The sequence below is a fragment of the Streptomyces tropicalis genome (assembly GCF_029269835.1).
GTDB classification, from domain to species: Bacteria; Actinomycetota; Actinomycetes; order Streptomycetales; family Streptomycetaceae; genus Streptomyces; species Streptomyces tropicalis.
This window is the reverse complement of the sequence record NZ_JARJBB010000001.1, coordinates 229,552-247,910: the sequence shown is the minus strand read 5'-3', so window position 1 is coordinate 247,910 and position 18,359 is coordinate 229,552. Positions and strand designations below refer to the sequence as shown.

General features: G+C 73.9%; 14 protein-coding genes. 9 read left to right on the top strand and 5 right to left on the bottom strand.

All coding sequences use genetic code 11. The annotated features are described in order from the left end of the window. Window positions 1-19 precede the first annotated feature (19 nt). From P3H78_RS01085 to P3H78_RS01065, 5 genes are all read left to right on the top strand, one after another. Window positions 20-1,606, top strand: coding sequence for an MFS transporter (locus P3H78_RS01085; protein ID WP_276106791.1), 1,587 nt, complete (start codon window positions 20-22; stop codon window positions 1,604-1,606). 79 nt (window positions 1,607-1,685) lie between these two features. After that, window positions 1,686-2,312: a TetR/AcrR family transcriptional regulator gene (locus tag P3H78_RS01080; RefSeq protein WP_276106790.1), complete on the top strand. Its 627-nt coding sequence runs from the start codon at window positions 1,686-1,688 to the stop codon at window positions 2,310-2,312. Between the two features lie 259 nt (window positions 2,313-2,571). Next, window positions 2,572-3,555 (top strand): endonuclease/exonuclease/phosphatase family protein, encoded by a 984-nt coding sequence (locus P3H78_RS01075; RefSeq protein ID WP_438827897.1) that lies wholly within the window; start codon window positions 2,572-2,574, stop codon window positions 3,553-3,555. Between the two features lie 90 nt (window positions 3,556-3,645). Beyond that, window positions 3,646-4,863 (top strand): MFS transporter, encoded by a 1,218-nt coding sequence (locus tag P3H78_RS01070; RefSeq protein WP_276106788.1) that lies wholly within the window; start codon window positions 3,646-3,648, stop codon window positions 4,861-4,863. A 309-nt stretch (window positions 4,864-5,172) separates the two neighbouring features. Further along, window positions 5,173-6,057 carry an alpha/beta fold hydrolase gene (locus P3H78_RS01065; RefSeq protein WP_276106787.1) on the top strand — a complete coding sequence of 295 codons (885 nt, stop codon included), beginning with the start codon at window positions 5,173-5,175 and terminating at the stop codon, window positions 6,055-6,057. A gap of 14 nt (window positions 6,058-6,071) precedes the next feature. On the opposite strand, the gene P3H78_RS01060 is transcribed toward P3H78_RS01065, so the two are convergent. Further along, window positions 6,072-8,012 carry a S53 family peptidase gene (locus P3H78_RS01060; RefSeq protein WP_276106786.1) on the bottom strand — a complete coding sequence of 647 codons (1,941 nt, stop codon included), beginning with the start codon at window positions 8,010-8,012 and terminating at the stop codon, window positions 6,072-6,074. Window positions 8,013-8,415: 403 nt separating this feature from the next. Here P3H78_RS01060 and P3H78_RS01055 point away from each other — a divergent pair, with 403 nt between their 5' ends. Next, window positions 8,416-8,817 carry a hypothetical protein gene (locus tag P3H78_RS01055; protein WP_276106785.1) on the top strand — a complete coding sequence of 134 codons (402 nt, stop codon included), beginning with the start codon at window positions 8,416-8,418 and terminating at the stop codon, window positions 8,815-8,817. 10 nt (window positions 8,818-8,827) lie between these two features. Here the strand turns inward: P3H78_RS01055 and P3H78_RS01050 are convergent, their stop codons facing one another. Further along, window positions 8,828-9,457: a DUF305 domain-containing protein gene (locus tag P3H78_RS01050; protein ID WP_276106784.1), complete on the bottom strand. Its 630-nt coding sequence runs from the start codon at window positions 9,455-9,457 to the stop codon at window positions 8,828-8,830. Beyond that, window positions 9,454-10,164 (bottom strand): thioredoxin-like domain-containing protein, encoded by a 711-nt coding sequence (locus P3H78_RS01045; protein ID WP_276106783.1) that lies wholly within the window; start codon window positions 10,162-10,164, stop codon window positions 9,454-9,456. Before P3H78_RS01045 ends, P3H78_RS01050 begins: the two co-directional genes overlap by 4 nt. 185 nt (window positions 10,165-10,349) lie before the next feature. Between P3H78_RS01045 and P3H78_RS01040 the strand changes: the two genes are divergently transcribed. Continuing rightward, a complete protein-coding gene (locus P3H78_RS01040; RefSeq protein ID WP_276106782.1) occupies window positions 10,350-10,823 on the top strand; it encodes an RrF2 family transcriptional regulator in 474 nt (157 codons plus the stop codon). A gap of 228 nt (window positions 10,824-11,051) precedes the next feature. Here P3H78_RS01040 and P3H78_RS01035 read toward each other — a convergent pair whose 3' ends face one another. Continuing rightward, entirely contained in the window at window positions 11,052-12,305 is a 1,254-nt protein-coding gene (locus P3H78_RS01035; RefSeq protein WP_276106781.1) for a globin domain-containing protein, read from the bottom strand. A gap of 307 nt (window positions 12,306-12,612) precedes the next feature. On the opposite strand from P3H78_RS01035, the gene glnA2 reads away from it, so the two are divergent. Next, window positions 12,613-13,974, top strand: a complete 1,362-nt coding sequence (gene glnA2, locus P3H78_RS01030) for a gamma-glutamylpolyamine synthetase GlnA2 (protein ID WP_276106780.1) — start codon at window positions 12,613-12,615, stop codon at window positions 13,972-13,974. A gap of 173 nt (window positions 13,975-14,147) precedes the next feature. On the opposite strand, the gene P3H78_RS01025 is transcribed toward glnA2, so the two are convergent. Continuing rightward, window positions 14,148-15,038, bottom strand: a complete 891-nt coding sequence (locus tag P3H78_RS01025) for an alkaline phosphatase family protein (protein ID WP_276106779.1) — start codon at window positions 15,036-15,038, stop codon at window positions 14,148-14,150. 258 nt (window positions 15,039-15,296) lie between these two features. On the opposite strand from P3H78_RS01025, the gene P3H78_RS01020 reads away from it, so the two are divergent. Beyond that, window positions 15,297-18,293, top strand: coding sequence for a bifunctional [glutamine synthetase] adenylyltransferase/[glutamine synthetase]-adenylyl-L-tyrosine phosphorylase (locus P3H78_RS01020; protein ID WP_276106778.1), 2,997 nt, complete (start codon window positions 15,297-15,299; stop codon window positions 18,291-18,293). Window positions 18,294-18,359 lie beyond the last annotated feature (66 nt).

Below are 18,359 nucleotides of genomic sequence, written 5' to 3'. Positions count from 1 at the left end.
AATGCCCTAGGCTCGGACCATGACTACTGCTGCCGCCACCGCCTCCCGGATCCCGGAAGCGGTGCACCGGCGCCGCTGGGCGATCCTCGGCGTCCTGATGCTGAGCCTGCTGATCGTCGTCCTCGACAACTCGATCCTGAACGTCGCCATCAAGACGATCTCCACCCCGGCGCCGACCGGACTCGGAGCCACGCAGAGCGAGCTGGAGTGGGCGATCAACGCCTACACCCTGGTCTTCGCGGGCCTGCTGTTCACGGCCGGCCTGGTCGGCGACCGGGTGGGCCGCAAGAAGGTGCTGCTCGGCGGGCTCGTCGTGTTCGGCGCGGGTTCCGCGCTGGCCGCCGAGTCCGGCTCGCCGGGCCAGCTGATCGCCTTCCGTGCCCTGATGGCCCTCGGCGCCGCCTTCGTCATGCCCGCCACCCTCGCCGTGCTCATGAACGTCTTCGAGCGCGAGGAGCAGCCGAAGGCCATCGGCATCTGGGCCGGCGGCGTCGGCCTCGCCATCGCCATAGGGCCGATCACCGGCGGACTCCTGCTGGACCACTTCTGGTGGGGCTCGGTCTTCCTCATCAACGTGCCGATCGTGGTCCTGGCGCTCGTGCTGATGCTGTGGCTGGTGCCCGACTCCCGCGACCCGCGGCCCGGCCGCGTCGACCCGATCGGCGTCGTGCTGTCCGTCGTCGGTCTGGTCCTGCTCGTCTACGGCATCATCAAGGGCGGCGAGCTGGCCGACTTCACCGACCCGAAGGTGCTGGCGACCATCGTGGCGGGCCTGGCCGCGCTGGCCGCGTTCGTGGTCGTCGAGAAGCGCAGCGACCACCCGTCGCTGGACGTCTCCTACTTCCGCAACAGGGTCTTCTCGGCCGCGATGACTGCGATCGCGCTGGTCTTCTTCGCGCTGATGGGCGTGACCTTCTTCGCCGTCTTCTACACCCAGAGCGTGCGCGGCTACTCGCCGCTGGAGTCGGGCCTGCTGATGCTGCCGCTGGCCGCCGCCCAGATGATCTTCGCCCCGCGGGCCCGGCTCGTCGTGGACCGGTTCGGGAACAAGGCCACCACCACGGCCGGACTGCTCGTCATCGCCGCCACCCTCGCATCCTTCGCCGGCTTCGAGGCGGACACGCCGATCTGGGTGCTCGAGGTCGTCTTCTTCCTCATGGGCACCGGCATGGCGCACATCATGACGCCGACCAGCGTGGTCATCATGCAGGCCCTGCCCCGCGAGAAGGCCGGCTCGGCGTCCGCGCTGAGCAACACCTTCCGCCAGGTCGGCGGTGCGCTCGGCATCGCCGTCCTCGGTTCCGTCCTGTCGACGGCCTACCGCGGCGGCATCGAGGGCAGGCTGGCCCTCCTCCCGCCCGGCCTGCGGGACGCCGCCGGCGAGTCCATCGAGGCCACCCTCGGCATCGCCGACCGGCTCGGCCCGCGGGGCCAGGCCCTGATCGGCCCCGCCGACGACGCCTTCCTGCACGCGATGCACGTCACCGCCCTGTGCGGCACCGGGGTCGCGCTGATCGGCGCCGTCGTGGTGGCGCTGTTCCTGCCGGGACGGCCCGCGGCCCCGCAGCAGGGCGAGGAGCAGGAGCTGGTGGCGGCCATGGAGTAGCAGCCGGTCGCGGGGGGCCTGCCGCCCGGGCGGCGGCGGGCGGGACAATTTCCCAGGACGACGAAAGGACGGCCCCCCAGTGAGCCTCGCCGACAGCCAGACCGCCCCCGGACTCCCCGTCCGGGGGCGCCCCCGCAGCGAGGCGGTGGAGCGCGCCATCGTCGAGGGCGTGATGAAGCTGCTGGAGGACGGCGTGCCGCTCGCCGAGCTCTCCATCGAGCGCATCGCCCGCACCGCCGGCGTCGGCAAGGCCACCATCTACCGCCGCTGGAGCGGCAAGGAGGAGCTGTTCGTCGACGTGGTCCGCGCGGCCGAGCCCGTCGACCCGGAGCTGCCCGGCACCTCCGTGCGCGACGACCTCGTGGCGCTGCTGGAGCAGTTGCGCCGGCGCGGACTGGTGAGCCGCTCCTCGGCCATCCTGCACAACGTCTACGCGCAGATGAAGAGCAGCCCGAAGATCTGGCGCGCCTACGACACGACCGTCGTCGAGCCCCGGCGCCGGATCCAGCTGGAGATCCTGCGCCGCGGGCAGCTGAGCGGCGAGCTGCGCGACGACGTGGACCTCGACCTGCTGAACGACCTCTTCGTGGGCCCCATGCTGGTCCGCACCGTCATGCGGCCCGACGGCGAGCTGCCCGAGGGCCTGGCGGAGCAGATCGTCGACTCGCTGCTCACCGGCCTACGGCCCGTCAGCTCCCGCGCGTAATGTGCGGGTTTCGTCACAGAGCGCGCTCCGCGGCCCGGTGATCGGAACCTACCCCGCCGCCTTGTTCGTCCTCGTGCCCGTACGGCCGTCATGGACGGCAGGAACGGAGCCGGTCATCCCCTAGGGTCGTAGGACGAGGGGGCGACGGAGTGCACGGCAGGCAGTGAGGCGACGGTATATGGCCCAGCAGGCGTACATGACGGAGACGGACGACGGCGGCTCGGGGCCCGAGCAGCCAGGATCCGGGTTCCGGCGCCTGATGAACCGGTTCCTCGGGGGCTGGCGCGGGGACCCCCGGATCTGGCGCCGCGGCCTCCTCCTCGCCGCCGTGGCGATCCTCCTCGCCCTGGTGATGCTGCTGCACTCGCGCATCCCCAACCGCGTCGGCAACCTCGGCAGTCTCACCGAGACCTTCCTGCCGTGGCTGGGGCTGCTCGTCCCGCTGCTGCTGGTGCTGGGCCTGGTGCGCCGGTCCGCCACCGCGCTGATCGCGGTGCTGCTGCCGGCGATCGTGTGGGTCAACCTCTTCGGCGGCCTGCTCACCGACAAGACCGGCGGCACCGGCGACCTGACGGTGGCCACCCACAACGTCAACGCCGACAACCCCGACCCCGCCGGCACCGCCCGCGCCGTGGCCGCCTCCGGAGCCGACGTCCTCGCCCTGGAGGAGCTGAAGGCGTCCGCGGTCCCGGTGTACGAGAAGGCGCTCGCCGCGACCTACCCGTACCACTCGGTGCAGGGCACGGTCGGGCTGTGGAGCCGCTATCCGCTCGGCGGGGTGCGGGCGGTCGACATCCGGCTGGGCTGGACCCGGGCGATGCGCGCCACCGTGGGCACGCCCTACGGCGACGTCGCGGTGTACGTCGCGCACATGCCGTCGGTGCGGGTGAAGCTGAACGCGGGGTTCACCGCCCGGCAGCGCGACACCAGCGCGGACGCCCTGGGCGAGGCGATCGCCGCCGAGCCGCTGCCCAGGAAGATCCTGCTCGGCGACCTGAACGGCACCATGAACGACCGCTCGCTCAACGAGGTGACCTCCCAGATGCGCTCCACGCAGGGAGCGGCGGGCAGCGGCTTCGGGTTCAGCTGGCCGGCGTCGTTCCCGATGGCGCGGATCGACCAGATCATGGTCCAGGGGATCGAGCCGGTCGGCTCCTGGACCCTGCCGCGGACCGGCAGCGACCACCTGCCCGTGGCCGCCCGGGTGAACGTGAACGCCACCACATCGGCCACCCGCTCGTAACCCGCGGGAATCAGAGACCCGGGGGACTTTGTTCCGTCAGTGAACATATTGACGTTACGCTGTACGGAACCCCGCTCTGAAAGGTCCCTCATGCCCCTGGCCCTGCTCGCCCTCGCCGTGGGCGCCTTCGGCATCGGCACCACCGAGTTCGTGATGATGGGGCTGCTGCCCGACGTCGCGGACGACCTGCACGTCTCCATCCCCACCGCCGGTCACCTGGTCTCGGCGTACGCGCTGGGCGTCGTCGTCGGCGCCCCGCTGCTGGCCGCGCTCACCGCGCGCCTGCCCCGGCGTTCGGTGCTGATCGGCCTCATGGCCCTGTTCGTCGCGGGCAACGCGCTGTCCGCCCTCGCCCCCGGCTACGACTCGCTGCTCGCCGCCCGCTTCCTGAGCGGTCTGCCGCACGGCGCCTTCTTCGGCGTCGGCGCCGTGGTCGCGACCGGCATGGTGGCGCCCGAGCGCAAGGCCCGCTCGGTGTCGCTGATGTTCCTCGGCCTGACCGTCGCGAACATCGCGGGCGTCCCCGCCGCCACGCTCATGGGCCAGCACCTCGGCTGGCGGGCGACCTTCCTCGGGGTGGGCGCGATCGGCCTGGCCGCCATCGCCGCGCTGACGCTGCTCGTCCCGCGCGACCGTCCGCACCCCGGGGCGGCCGGACTGCGCGGCGAGCTGGCCGCGCTGCGTCCGCTGCCGGTCTGGCTGGCCCTGGCCACCACGGTGGCCGGCTTCGGCGCCCTGTTCGCCGCCTACAGCTACGTCACCCCGATGCTGACCGGCGCCGCCGGGTTCGCCGAGTCCAGCGTGACGCTGCTGCTGGCCCTGTTCGGCGTCGGCGCGACCGCGGGCAACCTGCTCGGCGGCCGCCTCGCCGACCACTCGCTGCGCGGCACCCTGTGCGGCGGGCTCCTGTCGCTGACGGCCGTCCTGCTGCTCTTCCCCCTGCTGATGCGGGCCGGGTGGAGCGCGGCCCTCGCGGTCGCCCTGCTCGGCATGGCCGCGTTCGTCACCGGCTCCCCGCTCCAGCTCATGGTCATGGAGAAGGCCGCGGCCGCGCCGTCCCTGGCCTCCTCCGCCAACCAGGCCGCCTTCAACCTGGCGAACGCCGGGGGCGCCTGGATCGGCGGCCTCGCCCTGGCCGCCGGCTTCGGCACCACCTCCCCGGCCGTCGCGGGCGCGGGCCTGGCCGTCCTCGGGCTGGCCGTGGCGGGCGCGGCCCGCGTGGTGGACCGGCGGCGGGCCCTGCCGGGCGGCCGCGAGCGCGTGGTCGCCGCCCACCGGCCCGAGCCGGCGGAGACGTTCACCCACTGACCCGCCGCGAACGGCGGTGCGGGGGCCCGGTGCGCCAGGCACCGGGCCCCCGCGCGTTTCCTCCGGGGTGCCGTGCCGTGCCGTGCCGTCCGTCCGGCGCCCCGCGGGCCGCCGGGCCCGCGGGCGGTCATGATGCAGGGGAGGGCACCGTCCCGGCCCGCCGGCTGCGCGCCACGCGTACCGGACGGGACGGACGGCGCGGAGAGCAGCAGCCGGCAGGGACGGCAGCCACCGGCAAGGACGGCGAGGACCGGCCGAGGCAAGAGGAACGCCAGGGGCGGCGGGGCCGGGGAACGGCGGGAGCGGCACGTGACCTTCGTGCGGATCGACGGCGTCGCCCACCACGTCCTCGTGGAGGGCGCGGGCCCGCCGTGCGTGCTGAGCCCCGGCCTCGGGCTGTGCTGGTTCGACTGGGACCCGGTCGTCCGGCTGCTGGCGCCGCACCGCACCGTCGTCCGCTTCGACCGCCCCGGGCTCGGCCTGAGCGGGGCCGCACGGGCCTGGCCGACGCTGGCCGGGGAGGCCCGCCGCATCGCGGCCGTCCTCGGCTCGCTCGGCGTGGAAGGGCCCGCCACGGTGGTCGGGCACTCCCTCGCAGGTTTCCACGCCGAGGCCTTCGCCCGCCTGTTCCCGGCGCGCACGGCCGGGCTCGTCCTCGTCGACGGCAGCGTGGAGGAGGACCCCCGCCCGCGCCGGGCGCGGGCGGCCCGCGACGCCGCCACCCGGGCGTGCGCGGCGGTGGCGAGCGCCACCGGGCTGCCCCGTGTGGCCGGGCCGCCGCTGCGGCGGGCCGTGGTGTGCGCGGCCCGGATCGGCGGCGGCGAACCGGCTCCGGACGGCGCGGTCCGGCGCGCCTACTCCACCAGCCGCTGGGTGCGCGCGGCGCTGGCGGAGAACGCCACCTACACCGACCAGGCCGTCGCCCTGGCCGCCCTGCGCCGCCGGGCCGCGCTCCCGGCCGGGCTGCCCGTCACCGTGCTCGCCGCCGACGACCCGCGCGGGCCCGCCCGCCTGCGCGAGCGGAGACTCGCCCGCCAGCGCGCGCTCGCCGCCGGCCTGGGTGGCGTCCTGCGGGTCAGCGCACCCGCCGGGCACCTGGTCATGCTGGACCGCCCGGAGGACGTCGCCGACGCGGTGCTCCGCACAGGGGTGCGCCCGCCCCTCGTGAACGAGGAGCGGGCGCAGGGCCGTTGAACCGCTGACAGGTGTCAGTGGCGACGGTAGGAGTCGACGTAGCCGTTCGCGGGCGTACCCACGCCGGTGACGTCGTCGTAGCCCTTGACGGCCTTGAGCGAGCTGTCCTTGCCGAGGCTGCGGACGGAGGTGCTCAGACCGCCGGAGGCGTCCATGCCGTTGACGAAGTCCACGCGCGCCACGGCGAGTTCGGAACCCGTGGGGGTGTCCGTCACGTCGTGGTACAGCTTCGAGCCGTACTTGGCGTAGATCGACGGGTTGGCGAAGCCGATCGCCTTGCCGCCCTTCGCCTCCTGGGCGAGGGCCTGGACGGCGGCGATGACCGGCGCGGCCAGCGAGGTGCCGCCGATGCGGTACTCGCTGTACTGCTGCGACCCGTCCGGGAAGGTCTGCGTCTGGCCGACCTTGAAGCCGGTGTTCGGGTCGGCGATCGCCGAGATGTCCGGGACCACGCGGTTGCCCGCGGCGTTGTTCGCCGTGGCCAGCGTGTTCGGGACGATGCCCTTCTGGTAGTACGGCTGCGGCACGGTCCTGCTCGTGCCACCGCCGGCACCGGAGGTGTAGGCACCGGGGAAGTTGACCCAGCTCTTGCCGTCCGAGGACAGCGCGGCCTTGTCGGTGCCCCAGCCCGTCTCCCACATGTAGGAGTCGTTCTTGCCGACCGCCAGCGAGGTGCCGCCGACCGCCGTCACCCAGGCGGAGTTGGCCGGGGTGTCGACCTGCTTCGTCCCGGTGTTGGCGACCTCGTCGCCGTTGTCGCCGGAGGAGAAGTAGAAGCCGATGCCCTCGACCGCGCCGAACTGGAAGACCTGGTCGTAGGCGGCCGCGAGGTCCGGCGTCTGGCTGGCCTCGATGTCGCCCCAGGAGTTGGAGACGATGTCGGCCAGGTGGTTGTCGACGACCTTGCTGAGCGAGTCGAGCAGGTCGTCGTCGTAGCAGGACGCGGCACCGACGTACGTGACGTCGGCGGCCGGCGCGACCGCGTGCACGGCCTCGACGTCGAGGGTCTCCTCGCCGTACCAGCCGGCGGCCCCGCACTCCTTGGTCTTGGTGTACGTCTTGGGCAGCGACTGGCGCAGCTGGCCGGTCTTCCAGGCCGCGTCACCGTGCTTCTTCGCGTAGGTGGCCGCGTCGAAGGCGATCGTCGGCGAGGCGTACGCGTCGGTGATGGCGATCCGGACGCCCTTGCCGGTGTACGTCCCGGCGCCGTAGGCGGCCCGCAGCTGCTTGCCCGTGTAGCCCTCGACGGCGTACGGGATCTTGTGACCGTACGCGTCCGGCAGCGTGCTCGCGATCTTCGAGCCGAAGTACGAGGAGAACGGCCCGGAGTTCTTGAACACGGCGTCCGGGGGCGGCAGCTGGTCGTCGTGGTTCGCCTTGTGCGGGGCGTTGTCCAGACCGGTGACGGTCAGGACGGCGCCCTTGAGGCCGGCCGGCACCGTGGCCGCCGAGGACGGCGCGCGGTAGGTGCCGGAACCCTTGGCGAAGTTGTGCAGCTGGGTGCCGAACGCCTTCTCGGCGGCGGCCACGTCACCGGAGACGGCGACGTAGTGCGCAGTCACGGCGGTGACCTTCAGTCCCGAGGACTTCAGCCAGCTCTTCACCGCGGCCACCTGGGCCTTGGTGGCGCCGTAACGCGCCTGTGCCTGCTTGGCGTTCAGGTACTTGCCGTACGAGGCCGAGGACGGGTCGGAGACTGCCCTGGCGTACGCGGCGAGGCCGGAGGCGTCGCGGCCGGCCAGGTAGACACGCGCGTTGATCTGCGCGCTGTCGGACGTCGCCCCCTTGTCCGCCTTGGCCGTGGCCCACACGGGCTTGGTGCCCGCGAGCGCGTTCCGGCCCGGGTTGCCCGCGGCGTGGGCCGCGGGTATGCCGAGCGCCAGCGCACCGGCGAGCATCGGCAGCGTCGCCGCCATGCTGACACCGGCGCGCACGGTGGCGCGGTTGGATCTCATAGAACCCCCTGCGATGCGGATCGCATGTAACGCAATGAGTGGTTGGTCATCGATGTGGTCCGCGCAGGGCCGCGGCGGTTCGGCTCGCGAAGGGATCACACGATGGGGTCACTCTTCCCGATGAACCGTTCATGCCAGGGGAACGCGAAGGTCAAGAGAACGCCAAGGAACGTTCATCCAGGGCGATTTGAGGGTTTCGTCCGGGGGTGGTGTGGCGTGCGTATGCGTGTGCCACTCGTGAACGGGTGTGTGCACCGGGTGTTGTGCGTGCGGGCGTGCGGAGGTCGGGCCGACCGGAGGCGTGCGGCCGCGGACTCCTGCTCCACCCGGCCGCGGGCGTACGCTGAGTCGGGGCCGGAAGCCGCCGGACCGGGCGTCACCGTCCCGTGAAGGGGGAGGTGCCATGGCGTACGACACCGCCGCGGCCCGGGGTGAACGCCGGGCCGAGTGGGGCCTGTTCCTGGGATGGCTCGCGGTGGGCGCCTGCCTGGTCCTCGGGACGGCCGCGCTGCTGTCGGTGGGCCCCGTCCTGATCGCCCTCGCCGCCGCGGGCACCCTGCTCCTCCTGCGCGCCGGTCGCCGTCACGCGGCCGCCGGGGCCCTCACGGGGGCGGCGCTGCCGCTCTTCCTCCTCGCCGGCCTGAACCGGGGCGGCCCGGGCACCGTGTGCCACGCGGTGCCCGGCGGGCAGACCTGCGCGGACACCTACGCGCCGATGCCCTTCCTGGCAGCGGGCCTGCTGCTGTGCGCCGCCGGCCTGCTTCTCTTCCGGGTCCTCGTCCGCCGGCGCCGGGCCGCCGGCTGACCCGGCGCGCTCACCGCGGCTTCGCCCCGCGCTCCTTGAGCATCCCGGCCATCAGCTGGATCTCCGACTGCTGCGCGTCCACCATCCCCTGCGCGAGCCGCTTCTCCACCCCGACGGTGCACTTGGCCACGCACCCCTCGGCCATGTGGATGCCGCCCTTGTGGTGGTCCGTCATCAACTGCAGGTAGAAGACCTCGGCCTGCCGTCCGCTGAGCGTCCCGAGCTTCTTCATCTCGGTGTTCGTCGCCATGCCCGGCATCAGCGCGCCGTCCTTGCCGGAGGCCATGCCGCCCATGCCCATCCAGGTCATCGGCGGGTCCGCCGACACCTTCGGCAGCTCCCACAGGTCCAGCCAGCCGAGCAGCATGCCGCGCTGGTTGGCCTGCGTCTGGGCGATGTCGTAGGCGAGACGGCGCACGTCCGCGTTCCGGGTGCGGTCGCGCACGATCCACGACATCTCGACCGCCTGCTGGTGGTGGACCGCCATGTCCCGGGCGAACCCGGCGTCCGCGGAGCCGGCGGTGGGCGTGACGGGCGCGGGGGAGCCGCCGCCGTCCTCGGCGACGGCGTACGTGATCGCCCCGGCCGCGACGAGCGCGGCCGCGGCGGTCCCGGCGATCCAGCCGGCGTGGCGCCTCACCGCATCATCCCGCCGGTGCACGAGGCGCCCGGCTCGGGCGTCTGGGCGCCCTGCACATAGGTGGCGAAGAACCGGTCGACCGCCGGGTCGGCCGCGCTCCGCACGGTGAGCTGGTGCCCCCACGCCGACAGCATCAGCGGCGCGGCCTGCCCCGGGAAGGGGCTCATCAGCGTGTACGGCGTCTTCCTGACCTTGGCCGCGAGCGCCGCCACGTCGGACGTGGCCGCCTTGCCCGTGTAGGTCACCCAGACCGCGCCGTGCTCCAGGGCGTGCACCGCGTTCTCGTTCTTCACCGGCTGCGTGTAGACGTCGCCGTTGCAGTTCAGCCAGACCGGGTTGTGGTTGCCGCCGACCGGCGGCTGCATCGGGTACGTGACCGGAGTGGTGACGTGGGTCCGGGCCAGGGTCCCCTGCCAGGTGCGCACGCCGTCCTTGCCGGTCACGAAGTGCCCCGAGTCCCCGGAGTTGCCCGGAGCGGCCGACCCGCCGGAGTGCGCGGAGCCCTTTCCGTCGCTCGCGGTGTCCTTCGTGCCGCCGGACTGCGCGTGCACCAGCGCCACCCCGCCGACCGCCAGGCCGGCCACGACGACGGCGCTCGCCACGACGGCGAGGATCCGGTTGCGGCGCTGCCGGGAGCGCTCGGCCCGGCGCATCTCCTCTATGTGCGCCTTGCGGTGGTCGGCGCCGGTCGTGGGGGCGGAACCCATGGCAAGTCCTTCGGGTCAAGGGACGGGTGCGCTGATCGTAGTGGGCTGCCGGGCCCCTTACGCGGTAGGGGCACAGGAAGTACACGCGAGCCGCCGTGCTTCCGTCCGCCCCCGTGCCGCGGCCCGCACTCCGCAGCGGGAGTCGAACATTTGGAGCAGGGATATGCGTTGCCTAAGGTGGCCGCATGCGGCTGCTGCGCTCCACCGACCTGGCGTTGCGCGTCCTGATGCGGCTCGCCGTCGCCGGCGGGTCCACCCCCACGACCCGTGAGGTCGCGGAGGACATGGACGTGCCGTACACGCACGCCGCGAAGGTCGTCGCCGACCTCACGCACCGGGGTCTGCTCACCGCCCGGCGCGGACGGGGCGGCGGGCTGTCGCTCACCGAGCAGGGACGCACCGCGTCGGTCGGCGCCCTGGTGCGCGCCTACGAGGGGGACGGCGACGTCGTCGACTGCGAGGGTGCCACGCCCTGCCCGCTGCACACCGGCTGCCGGCTGCGGGGCGCCCTGCGCCGGGCGCAGGAGGCGTTCTTCGCCGCGCTGGACCCGGTGACGGTGGCGGACGTCGTGTCGGACCCGACCGGCCCCCTGCTGCTGGGCCTGCCGACGGCGTCCCGTACCCCGTCCGCCGATCCGCCGGGCGAACGCCGGCCCTGAACGCCGGGCCGCCGACGGCCCGGCCGGCGCCGCCGCCCCCTCGCCCGCGCCCGGTGTGCGGCGCGGCGCACACCGGGCGCGCCGCCTCCGTGGGACCTCGCCGTGCGCCGCCGCCGTGGCGTCCACCCGGGGCGCCGCCTCCCGGGCGCCTCCCCCCGGGGTGCCTTCTCCGCGGGGCGGCGTCCACCCGGGGCCGGTGCGGGCGGGCCCCGCCTCCGGCCTCCCCGTTCACCCCGCGGCGACCGCGACCCCGGAGCGCTCGGCGCCGGGGTGGGAGGCGGGAGCGGGTGGTGCGTCCTCGCCGGCGAGCCACAGGTCCGGCCCGAACACCTCGTAGCGCACGTCCGCCGCGGCCACGCCCCGCGCGATCAGCCCGTCCCGCAGTTCCCGCATGAAGGGCAGGGGCCCGCACAGGTACGCCCGGGTGCCCGGGTGGAGGGCGACGCCGTCGAGGCCGGCCCGTCCGGTCCGGGCGCCGGGCCCGGCGTCCCGCCCGTAGAAGAAGTGCACGTCCGCCCGGGGAAGACCGGCCGCGTACGCCTCGTGCTCGGCACGCAGGGCGTGGTCGGCGGGGGAGCGGTCGCCGTGCAGCACGGTCACCGGCGCCCGGTGGCCGGTCCCGGCGAGTTCCGCCAGCATCGCGACCACCGGGGTGACGCCGATGCCCGCGGAGGCGAGCAGCACGGGGGTGTCCGCGTCCGCGTCGAGCACGACGTCGCCGTACGGCTCCGACAGCCGCAGGACGTCGCCCGCCTGCACCCGCGCGTGGAGGTGCTCCGAGACCTCCCCGCCGGGCGTGCCGTCCCCGCCGCGCACTCGCTTCACGGTGATCCTGCGGAGCGCGGCGTCCGGTGCGCCGGACAGGCTGTACTGGCGCAGCTGCCGTGCGCCGTCGGGGAGTTCGACCTGGACGGAGACGTACTGGCCCGCCCGGTACGGGGTCACCGGGCCGCCGTCGGCCGGGCGGAGCAGGAAGGAGACCACGTCGGACGTCTCGGTGACCCGCTCGGCGACCTCCCAGTCCCGCCGGCCTGCGCCGCCGCCCTGCTCGTACAGCCCCCGCTCGGCCGCGGTCAGCGCGTCGGCCATCAGCCGGTAGACCTCGTCCCAGGCCGCCGCCACCGCGGGGGTCACCGCGTCGCCGAGGACGTCGGCGATCGCGGCGAAGAGGTGGTGGCGGACGAGCTCGTACTGCTCCGGGGCGACCCCGAGGGAGGCGTGCTTGTGCGCGATGCGGCCCAGCAGCGCGGCGGGACGCCGGTCCGGGTGCTCCACCAGGTGTGCGGCGAAGGCGGCGAAGGCGCCGGCCAGTGCCCGGCGCTGGGTGCCCGAGGCCTGGTTGCCCCGGTTGAAGAGGTCGCGCAGCAGGTCGGGGCGGGCGGCGAACAGGCCCGCGTAGAAGCGCTCGGTGATCTCGCCGAGGGCGTCGGTGACGGCGGGCAGGGTGGCGCGGACGACGGCCGCGGACGGTTGGGACAGCAACAGGACACACTCCTCGTGCCTCGACTGGACGGCACGGTATTGAAACTTGCATCTGAGATGCAAATTACGTGGCCGGGGGCGCCGCGGACCGCGCCGGATCGGCCCTGACGGATGGCGCCGCGAACAGGCAAGATGGGCTAGGAGCGGTCCGCCCGCCGGACGCGGCGCGTTCAGGCCGGGGACGGCCGGGCGAATCAGGTCCGCAACGCGCATGAAATGGTGTTGTGGTGGGATGCTCAGGTGCCCGACCGCCTTCCGGTGGCACCGGGGAAAGGCGGCCTGACCAGCAAGGATGGGGAAGCGGAAGATGGACAAGCAGCAGGAGTTCGTGCTCCGTACGTTGGAGGAGCGCGACATCCGGTTCGTGCGCCTGTGGTTCACCGACGTGCTGGGCTTCCTCAAGTCCGTGGCCGTGGCTCCCGCCGAGCTTGAACAGGCGTTCGACGAGGGCATCGGCTTCGACGGCTCCGCCATCGAGGGCTTCGCGCGGGTCTACGAGTCGGACATGATCGCCAAGCCCGACCCGTCCACCTTCCAGATCCTGCCCTGGCGCGCCGAGGCCCCCGGCACCGCCCGCATGTTCTGCGACATCCTCATGCCGGACGGCTCCCCGTCCTTCGCCGACCCGCGCTACGTCCTCAAGCGCGCCCTCGCCAAGACCTCCGACCTGGGCTTCACCTTCTACACCCACCCCGAGATCGAGTTCTACCTGCTGAAGGACCGCCCCCTTGACGGCTCCCGCCCCACCCCCGCCGACAACTCCGGCTACTTCGACCACACCCCGCAGAACGTGGGCATGGACTTCCGCCGCCAGGCCATCACCATGCTGGAGTCGATGGGCATCTCGGTGGAGTTCTCCCACCACGAGGGCGCCCCCGGCCAGCAGGAGATCGACCTGCGCTACGCCGACGCGCTCTCCACCGCGGACAACGTCATGACGTTCCGCCTGGTCATGAAGCAGGTGGCGCTGGAGCAGGGTGTCCAGGCGACCTTCATGCCGAAGCCGTTCTCGGAGTTCCCCGGCAGCGGCATGCACACCCACCTCTCCCTGTTCGAGGGCGACCGCAACGCGTTCTACGAGTCCGGCGCCGAGTACCAGCTCTCCAAGGTCGGCCGCTCCTTCATCGCGGGCCTGCTGCGGCACGCGGCGGAGATCTCCGCGGTCACCAACCAGTGGGTGAACTCCTACAAGCGCATCTGGGGCGGCTCCGAGCGCACCGCGGGCGCGGGCGGCGAGGCCCCCTCCTACATCTGCTGGGGCCACAACAACCGGTCCGCCCTGGTCCGCGTCCCCATGTACAAGCCCGGCAAGACGGGCTCCGCGCGCGTGGAGGTCCGCTCCCTGGACTCCGGCGCCAACCCGTACCTGGCCTACGCCCTCCTCCTGGCCGCCGGCCTGAAGGGCATCGAGGAGGGCTACGAGCTCCCGCCGGGCGCCGAGGACGACGTCTGGGCGCTCTCCGACGCCGAGCGCCGCGCCCTCGGCATCGAGCCCCTCCCGCAGAACCTCGGCGAGGCGCTGGCCCTGATGCAGCGCAGCGACCTGGTCGCCGAGACCCTCGGCGAGCACGTCTTCGACTTCTTCCTGCGCAACAAGAAGAGCGAGTGGGAGGAGTACCGCTCCGAGGTCACCGCCTTCGAGCTCCGGAAGAACCTGCCGGTGCTGTAGGCGCAGGTCAGAGGGAATTCGACCCCGTGGGGCCGACGATCGCGGATCGTCGGCCCCACGTCGTTCCACCGCCTCGGGGCCGCCGGTGCCGCCGGGGCCGTTCGGAGGCCCCGGCTTCGGGCGCCAGGGGGTGTCCGTCGGCGGTCCGGCCCCGCTGCCTGCCGACGGACGCCTCAGGACGCCCAGACGCCGGTGATGTCCTTGGCGGCGGCCGCGTTGCCCGCGTGGGTGGTCAGACCCTGCGAGTCCTCCAGCGTGCGCAGCAGGTCGTAGTGGTTGTACGTGACCGACGAGCTCGACCCCGGCGAGACCGGCCCGCCGTACAGGACCGTCGGGATCCGGTTGCTGCTGGAGTTGTCGTCCTCGTCGAAGGTGACGACGAGCAGGCTGTTGTGCGTCCTGGCCCAGGTCGCGTAGGCGCCGAGGTTGTTCTTCAGCCAGGTGTCACCGGTCGCCACCGAGCAGTTGTGCATGTCGCTGCAGAGGTTCGGGGTCACGAAGGAGAGCTGCGGCAGCGTCGTGTAGTCCGAGGGGAACTGGGCGAAGGTCCGGGCCGTCGAGGTGGGCACGTTGCCGAAGCCGAACCACGGGTTGTGCTTGCGCGCGTAGTCACCGCTGCTGCACGTGGTCGAACCCTGGCTGGGCAGGGACTCGTTGTAGCTGCCCCAGCTGCGGCCCGCCGCGATCAGCTCGGAGGCGAGGTTCGGGGCGGAGGAGAAGCCGGGGGTGTAGCAGCTGTCGTCCGTGATCCCCTGGGTGGAGCCGGAGAACAGGGCGAAGTAGTTCGGCTGGCTGGGGTGGGTCACGGCGTGGGACTGGGTGAGGTTCGCGCCGCCGGACTTCAGCGAGTTGAGGTACGGGGCGCTGGAGGAGCCGATCACCTCGCCGTAGGCGTGGTTCTCGAAGACCACGACGACCACGTGGTCGGGGGCCGGCACCCCGGTGGCGGCCTGAGCGGGTGGGCCGGAGAGGCCGGCCCACAGGCCGGCGGCGGCGAGCGCCGTCGCGGACGCCAGGGCGGTGCGGCCGCGACGAAGGAGGGACTTGCCGTTACTGCCGGACACATCGACCTCCGGTGGGGGGAAGACGGGGATGACGGTACGGATGCATCATGCACACGCCAACCTTCCCCTGTCCCACGGTGCCCAACCCGCCGGATGAAGACCGGATGAACGGGTCGCTCCCGCCGCCCTCCCGCTCCCCCTCCCGCGATCCCCCCACCAGCATCGCCCCGGAGATCCGGCGCCGCCGCCCCTGAGCCACCGCCGTCGACTGCGGATAGGCTCTCGCCAGGACGACCTTGATCCGACGGGAGGCCGGGCATGACGGGGCCGGGGCGCAGGAGCAGTACCTTCACACGGCTGCTGCGGCACGGCTTCACGGCGCCCGCGGCCGCCGAGCGGCTGCTGGACGGCGCGGAACTCGCCCCCGTCCGCGACGACCCGGTGCTGCTGGAGGCCCTCGGCGCCACCGCCGACCCCGACCTGGCGCTCGGCTCCCTCGTCCGGCTGCTGGAGGCCCAGCCGGACCCCACCGCCCGGCGGGAGCTGCTCGACACCCTGACCGCGGCCAAGCCGCTGCGCGACCGGCTGCTCGGCGTGCTCGGCGCGTCCGCCGCACTCGGCGACCACCTCGCCCGGCACGCCGGCGACTGGCAGGCCCTGGTCACCTACGAGCCGCGCGATCTGCACCCGGGCGTCGAGGAGTTCGAGCGGGGCCTCGCCGGCGCCCACGACCCCGTCGCGCTGCGCGTCGCCTACCGGCGCTGCCTGCTGTCCATCGCCGCCCGGGACGTCTGCGGCACCATCGCCGTCGCCGAGACCGCCGCCGAGCTGGCCGACCTCGCCACCGCCACGCTGCGCGCCGCGCTCCGCATCGCGGGCGCCGCCGCGCCCGACGACACCCGGCTGTGCCGGCTCGCCGTGATCGCGATGGGCAAGTGCGGCGGCCACGAACTGAACTACGTCTCCGACGTCGACGTCATCTTCGTCGCCGAGCCCGCGGACGGCGCCGACGAGGGCAAGGCGCTGCGCGCCGCGACCCGGCTCGCCTCGCACCTGATGCGGATCTGCTCCGAGACCACCGTCGAGGGGTCGATCTGGCCGGTCGACGCCAACCTGCGCCCCGAGGGCCGCAACGGCCCGCTCGTGCGCACCCTCAGCAGCCACGTCGCGTACTACCAGCGCTGGGCCAAGACCTGGGAGTTCCAGGCGCTGCTCAAGGCCCGCCCGGTGGCCGGCGACGCCGGGCTCGGCCAGGACTACGTCGCCGCCCTCAACCCGATGGTCTGGCAGGCCGCCGAGCGTGAGAACTTCGTCGCCGACGTGCAGAAGATGCGCCGCCGGGTGGTGGAGAACATCCCCGCCGCGGAGGTCGAGCGGGAGCTGAAGCTCGGCCCCGGCGGCCTGCGCGACGTGGAGTTCGCCGTCCAGCTGCTCCAGCTGGTGCACGGGCGGGCCGACGCCTCGCTGCGCAGCGGGACCACCCTAGACGCCCTCCGGGCCCTGGCCGCGGGGGGCTACGTCGGCCGCACGGACGCCGTGCAGCTCGACGAGGCGTACCGCTTCCTGCGCTCGATGGAGCACCGGATCCAGCTGCACCGGCTGCGCCGCACCCACCTGGTCCCCGAGGACGACGCCGACCTGCGCCGGCTGGGCCGCTCCCTGGGCCTGCGCACCGACCCGGCCGCGGACCTGGTCCGCGAGTGGAAGCGGCACACCGGCGTCGTACGGCGGCTGCACGAGAAGCTCTTCTACCGGCCGCTGCTCGACGCGGTCGCCCAGCTCGGCCCCACGGAGGCCCGGCTCAGCCCCGAGGCGGCCCGCGAGCGCCTGGTCGCCCTCGGCTACGCGGACCCGGCCTCCGCCCTGCGCCACCTGGAGGCGCTGGCTTCCGGCGTCACCCGCAAGGCGGCGATCCAGCGGACCCTGCTGCCGGTGCTGCTCGGCTGGTTCGCCGACTCCGCCGACCCGGACGCCGGCCTGCTCAACTTCCGCAAGGTCTCCGACGCGCTCGGCAAGACTCCGTGGTACCTGCGGCTGCTGCGCGACGAGGGCGCGGCCGCCGAGAACCTGGCGCGGGTGCTGTCGGCCGGGCGGCTCGCCCCCGACCTGCTGCTGCGGGCGCCCGAGGCGGTCGCTCTGCTCGGCGACGGCGACGGCGGCGGCCTGGAGCCGCGCCGGCGCTCCCACCTGGAGCAGGAGGTCCTCGCCGCGGTCGGCCGGGCGGGCAGCTCCGAGCAGGCGGTCGCGGCCGCGCGCGGGGTACGGCGCCGGGAGCTGTTCCGCACCGCCGCCGCCGACATCGTCGGCTCCTACGGCACCGAGGAGCAGCCGGCCGAGGCCGACCAGGGCGCCCTGGTGGACCTGGTGGGCGGCGCCGTGTCGGACCTGACGGCGGCCGCGCTGGCGGGCACCCTGCGGGCGGTCGTGGACGCGGGCTGGGGCGAGACGCTGCCGACCCGTTTCGCGGTCATCGCCATGGGTCGCTTCGGGGGCCACGAGCTGGGCTACGGCTCGGACGCGGACGTGCTCTTCGTGCACGAGCCGAGGGACGGCGTCGACGAGCACGAGGCCGGGCAGGCCGCGGGCCGGGTCGTCGCCGAGATGCGGCGCCTGCTGCAGATCCCGAGCGCGGACCCGCCGCTGCTGATCGACGCGGACCTGCGGCCCGAGGGGAAGACCGGGCCGCTGGTGCGGACCCTGACGTCGTACGCGGCCTACTACCGGCGCTGGTCGCTGGTGTGGGAGGCGCAGGCGCTGCTGCGCGCCGAGCCGGTGGCCGGGGACGAGGGCCTCGGGCGCCGATTCGTCGAACTGGTCGACCCGCTGCGGTACCCGGCCTCCGGACTGGACGAGGACGCGGTCCGGGAGATCCGGCGGCTCAAGGCGCGGATGGAGGTCGAGCGGCTGCCGCGGGGCGCCGACCCCAAGCTGCACACCAAGCTCGGGCCGGGCGGCCTGTCCGACGTGGAGTGGACGGTGCAGCTGCTGCAGATGCAGCACGGCGCCCAGGTGCCCGGCCTGCGCACCACCCGGACCCGGGCGGCCCTTGCGGCGGCCCGGGAGGCGGGCCTGCTCACGGAGGAGGACGCGGCGGTCCTCGACGAGGCATGGGTGCTGGCGACGCGGGTGCGCAACGCCGTGATGCTGGTCCGCGGACGGGCCGGGGACACCTTCCCGTCGGACCCGCGGGAGCTGGCGGCGGTGGGCCGCTACCTGGGGTACGGGGAGGGGCACGTGGGCGACATGCTGGACGCCTACCGGCGCACCGGCCGACGGGCCCGGGGCGTGGTGGAGCGGCTCTTCTACGGCACGTGAGGCCTCCCCGCCCGGCGGGCCGCGCCGGAGCCGCCCGGCGCCCCGTCCCGGACGGCACGGGGCCGT

What these genes read in the sequence shown, in the direction of transcription:
- P3H78_RS01020 (WP_276106778.1), top strand. Translation starts at nt 15,297, where the DNA reads ATGACGGGGCCGGGGCGCAGGAGCAGTACCTTCACACGGCTGCTGCGG.
- P3H78_RS01060 (WP_276106786.1), bottom strand. Translation starts at nt 8,012, where the DNA reads ATGAGATCCAACCGCGCCACCGTGCGCGCCGGTGTCAGCATGGCGGCG.
- P3H78_RS01085 (WP_276106791.1), top strand. Translation starts at nt 20, where the DNA reads ATGACTACTGCTGCCGCCACCGCCTCCCGGATCCCGGAAGCGGTGCAC.
- P3H78_RS01040 (WP_276106782.1), top strand. Translation starts at nt 10,350, where the DNA reads ATGCGGCTGCTGCGCTCCACCGACCTGGCGTTGCGCGTCCTGATGCGG.
- P3H78_RS01075 (WP_438827897.1), top strand. Translation starts at nt 2,572, where the DNA reads ATGAACCGGTTCCTCGGGGGCTGGCGCGGGGACCCCCGGATCTGGCGC.
- glnA2 (WP_276106780.1), top strand. Translation starts at nt 12,613, where the DNA reads ATGGACAAGCAGCAGGAGTTCGTGCTCCGTACGTTGGAGGAGCGCGAC.
- P3H78_RS01055 (WP_276106785.1), top strand. Translation starts at nt 8,416, where the DNA reads ATGGCGTACGACACCGCCGCGGCCCGGGGTGAACGCCGGGCCGAGTGG.
- P3H78_RS01045 (WP_276106783.1), bottom strand. Translation starts at nt 10,164, where the DNA reads ATGGGTTCCGCCCCCACGACCGGCGCCGACCACCGCAAGGCGCACATA.
- P3H78_RS01070 (WP_276106788.1), top strand. Translation starts at nt 3,646, where the DNA reads ATGCCCCTGGCCCTGCTCGCCCTCGCCGTGGGCGCCTTCGGCATCGGC.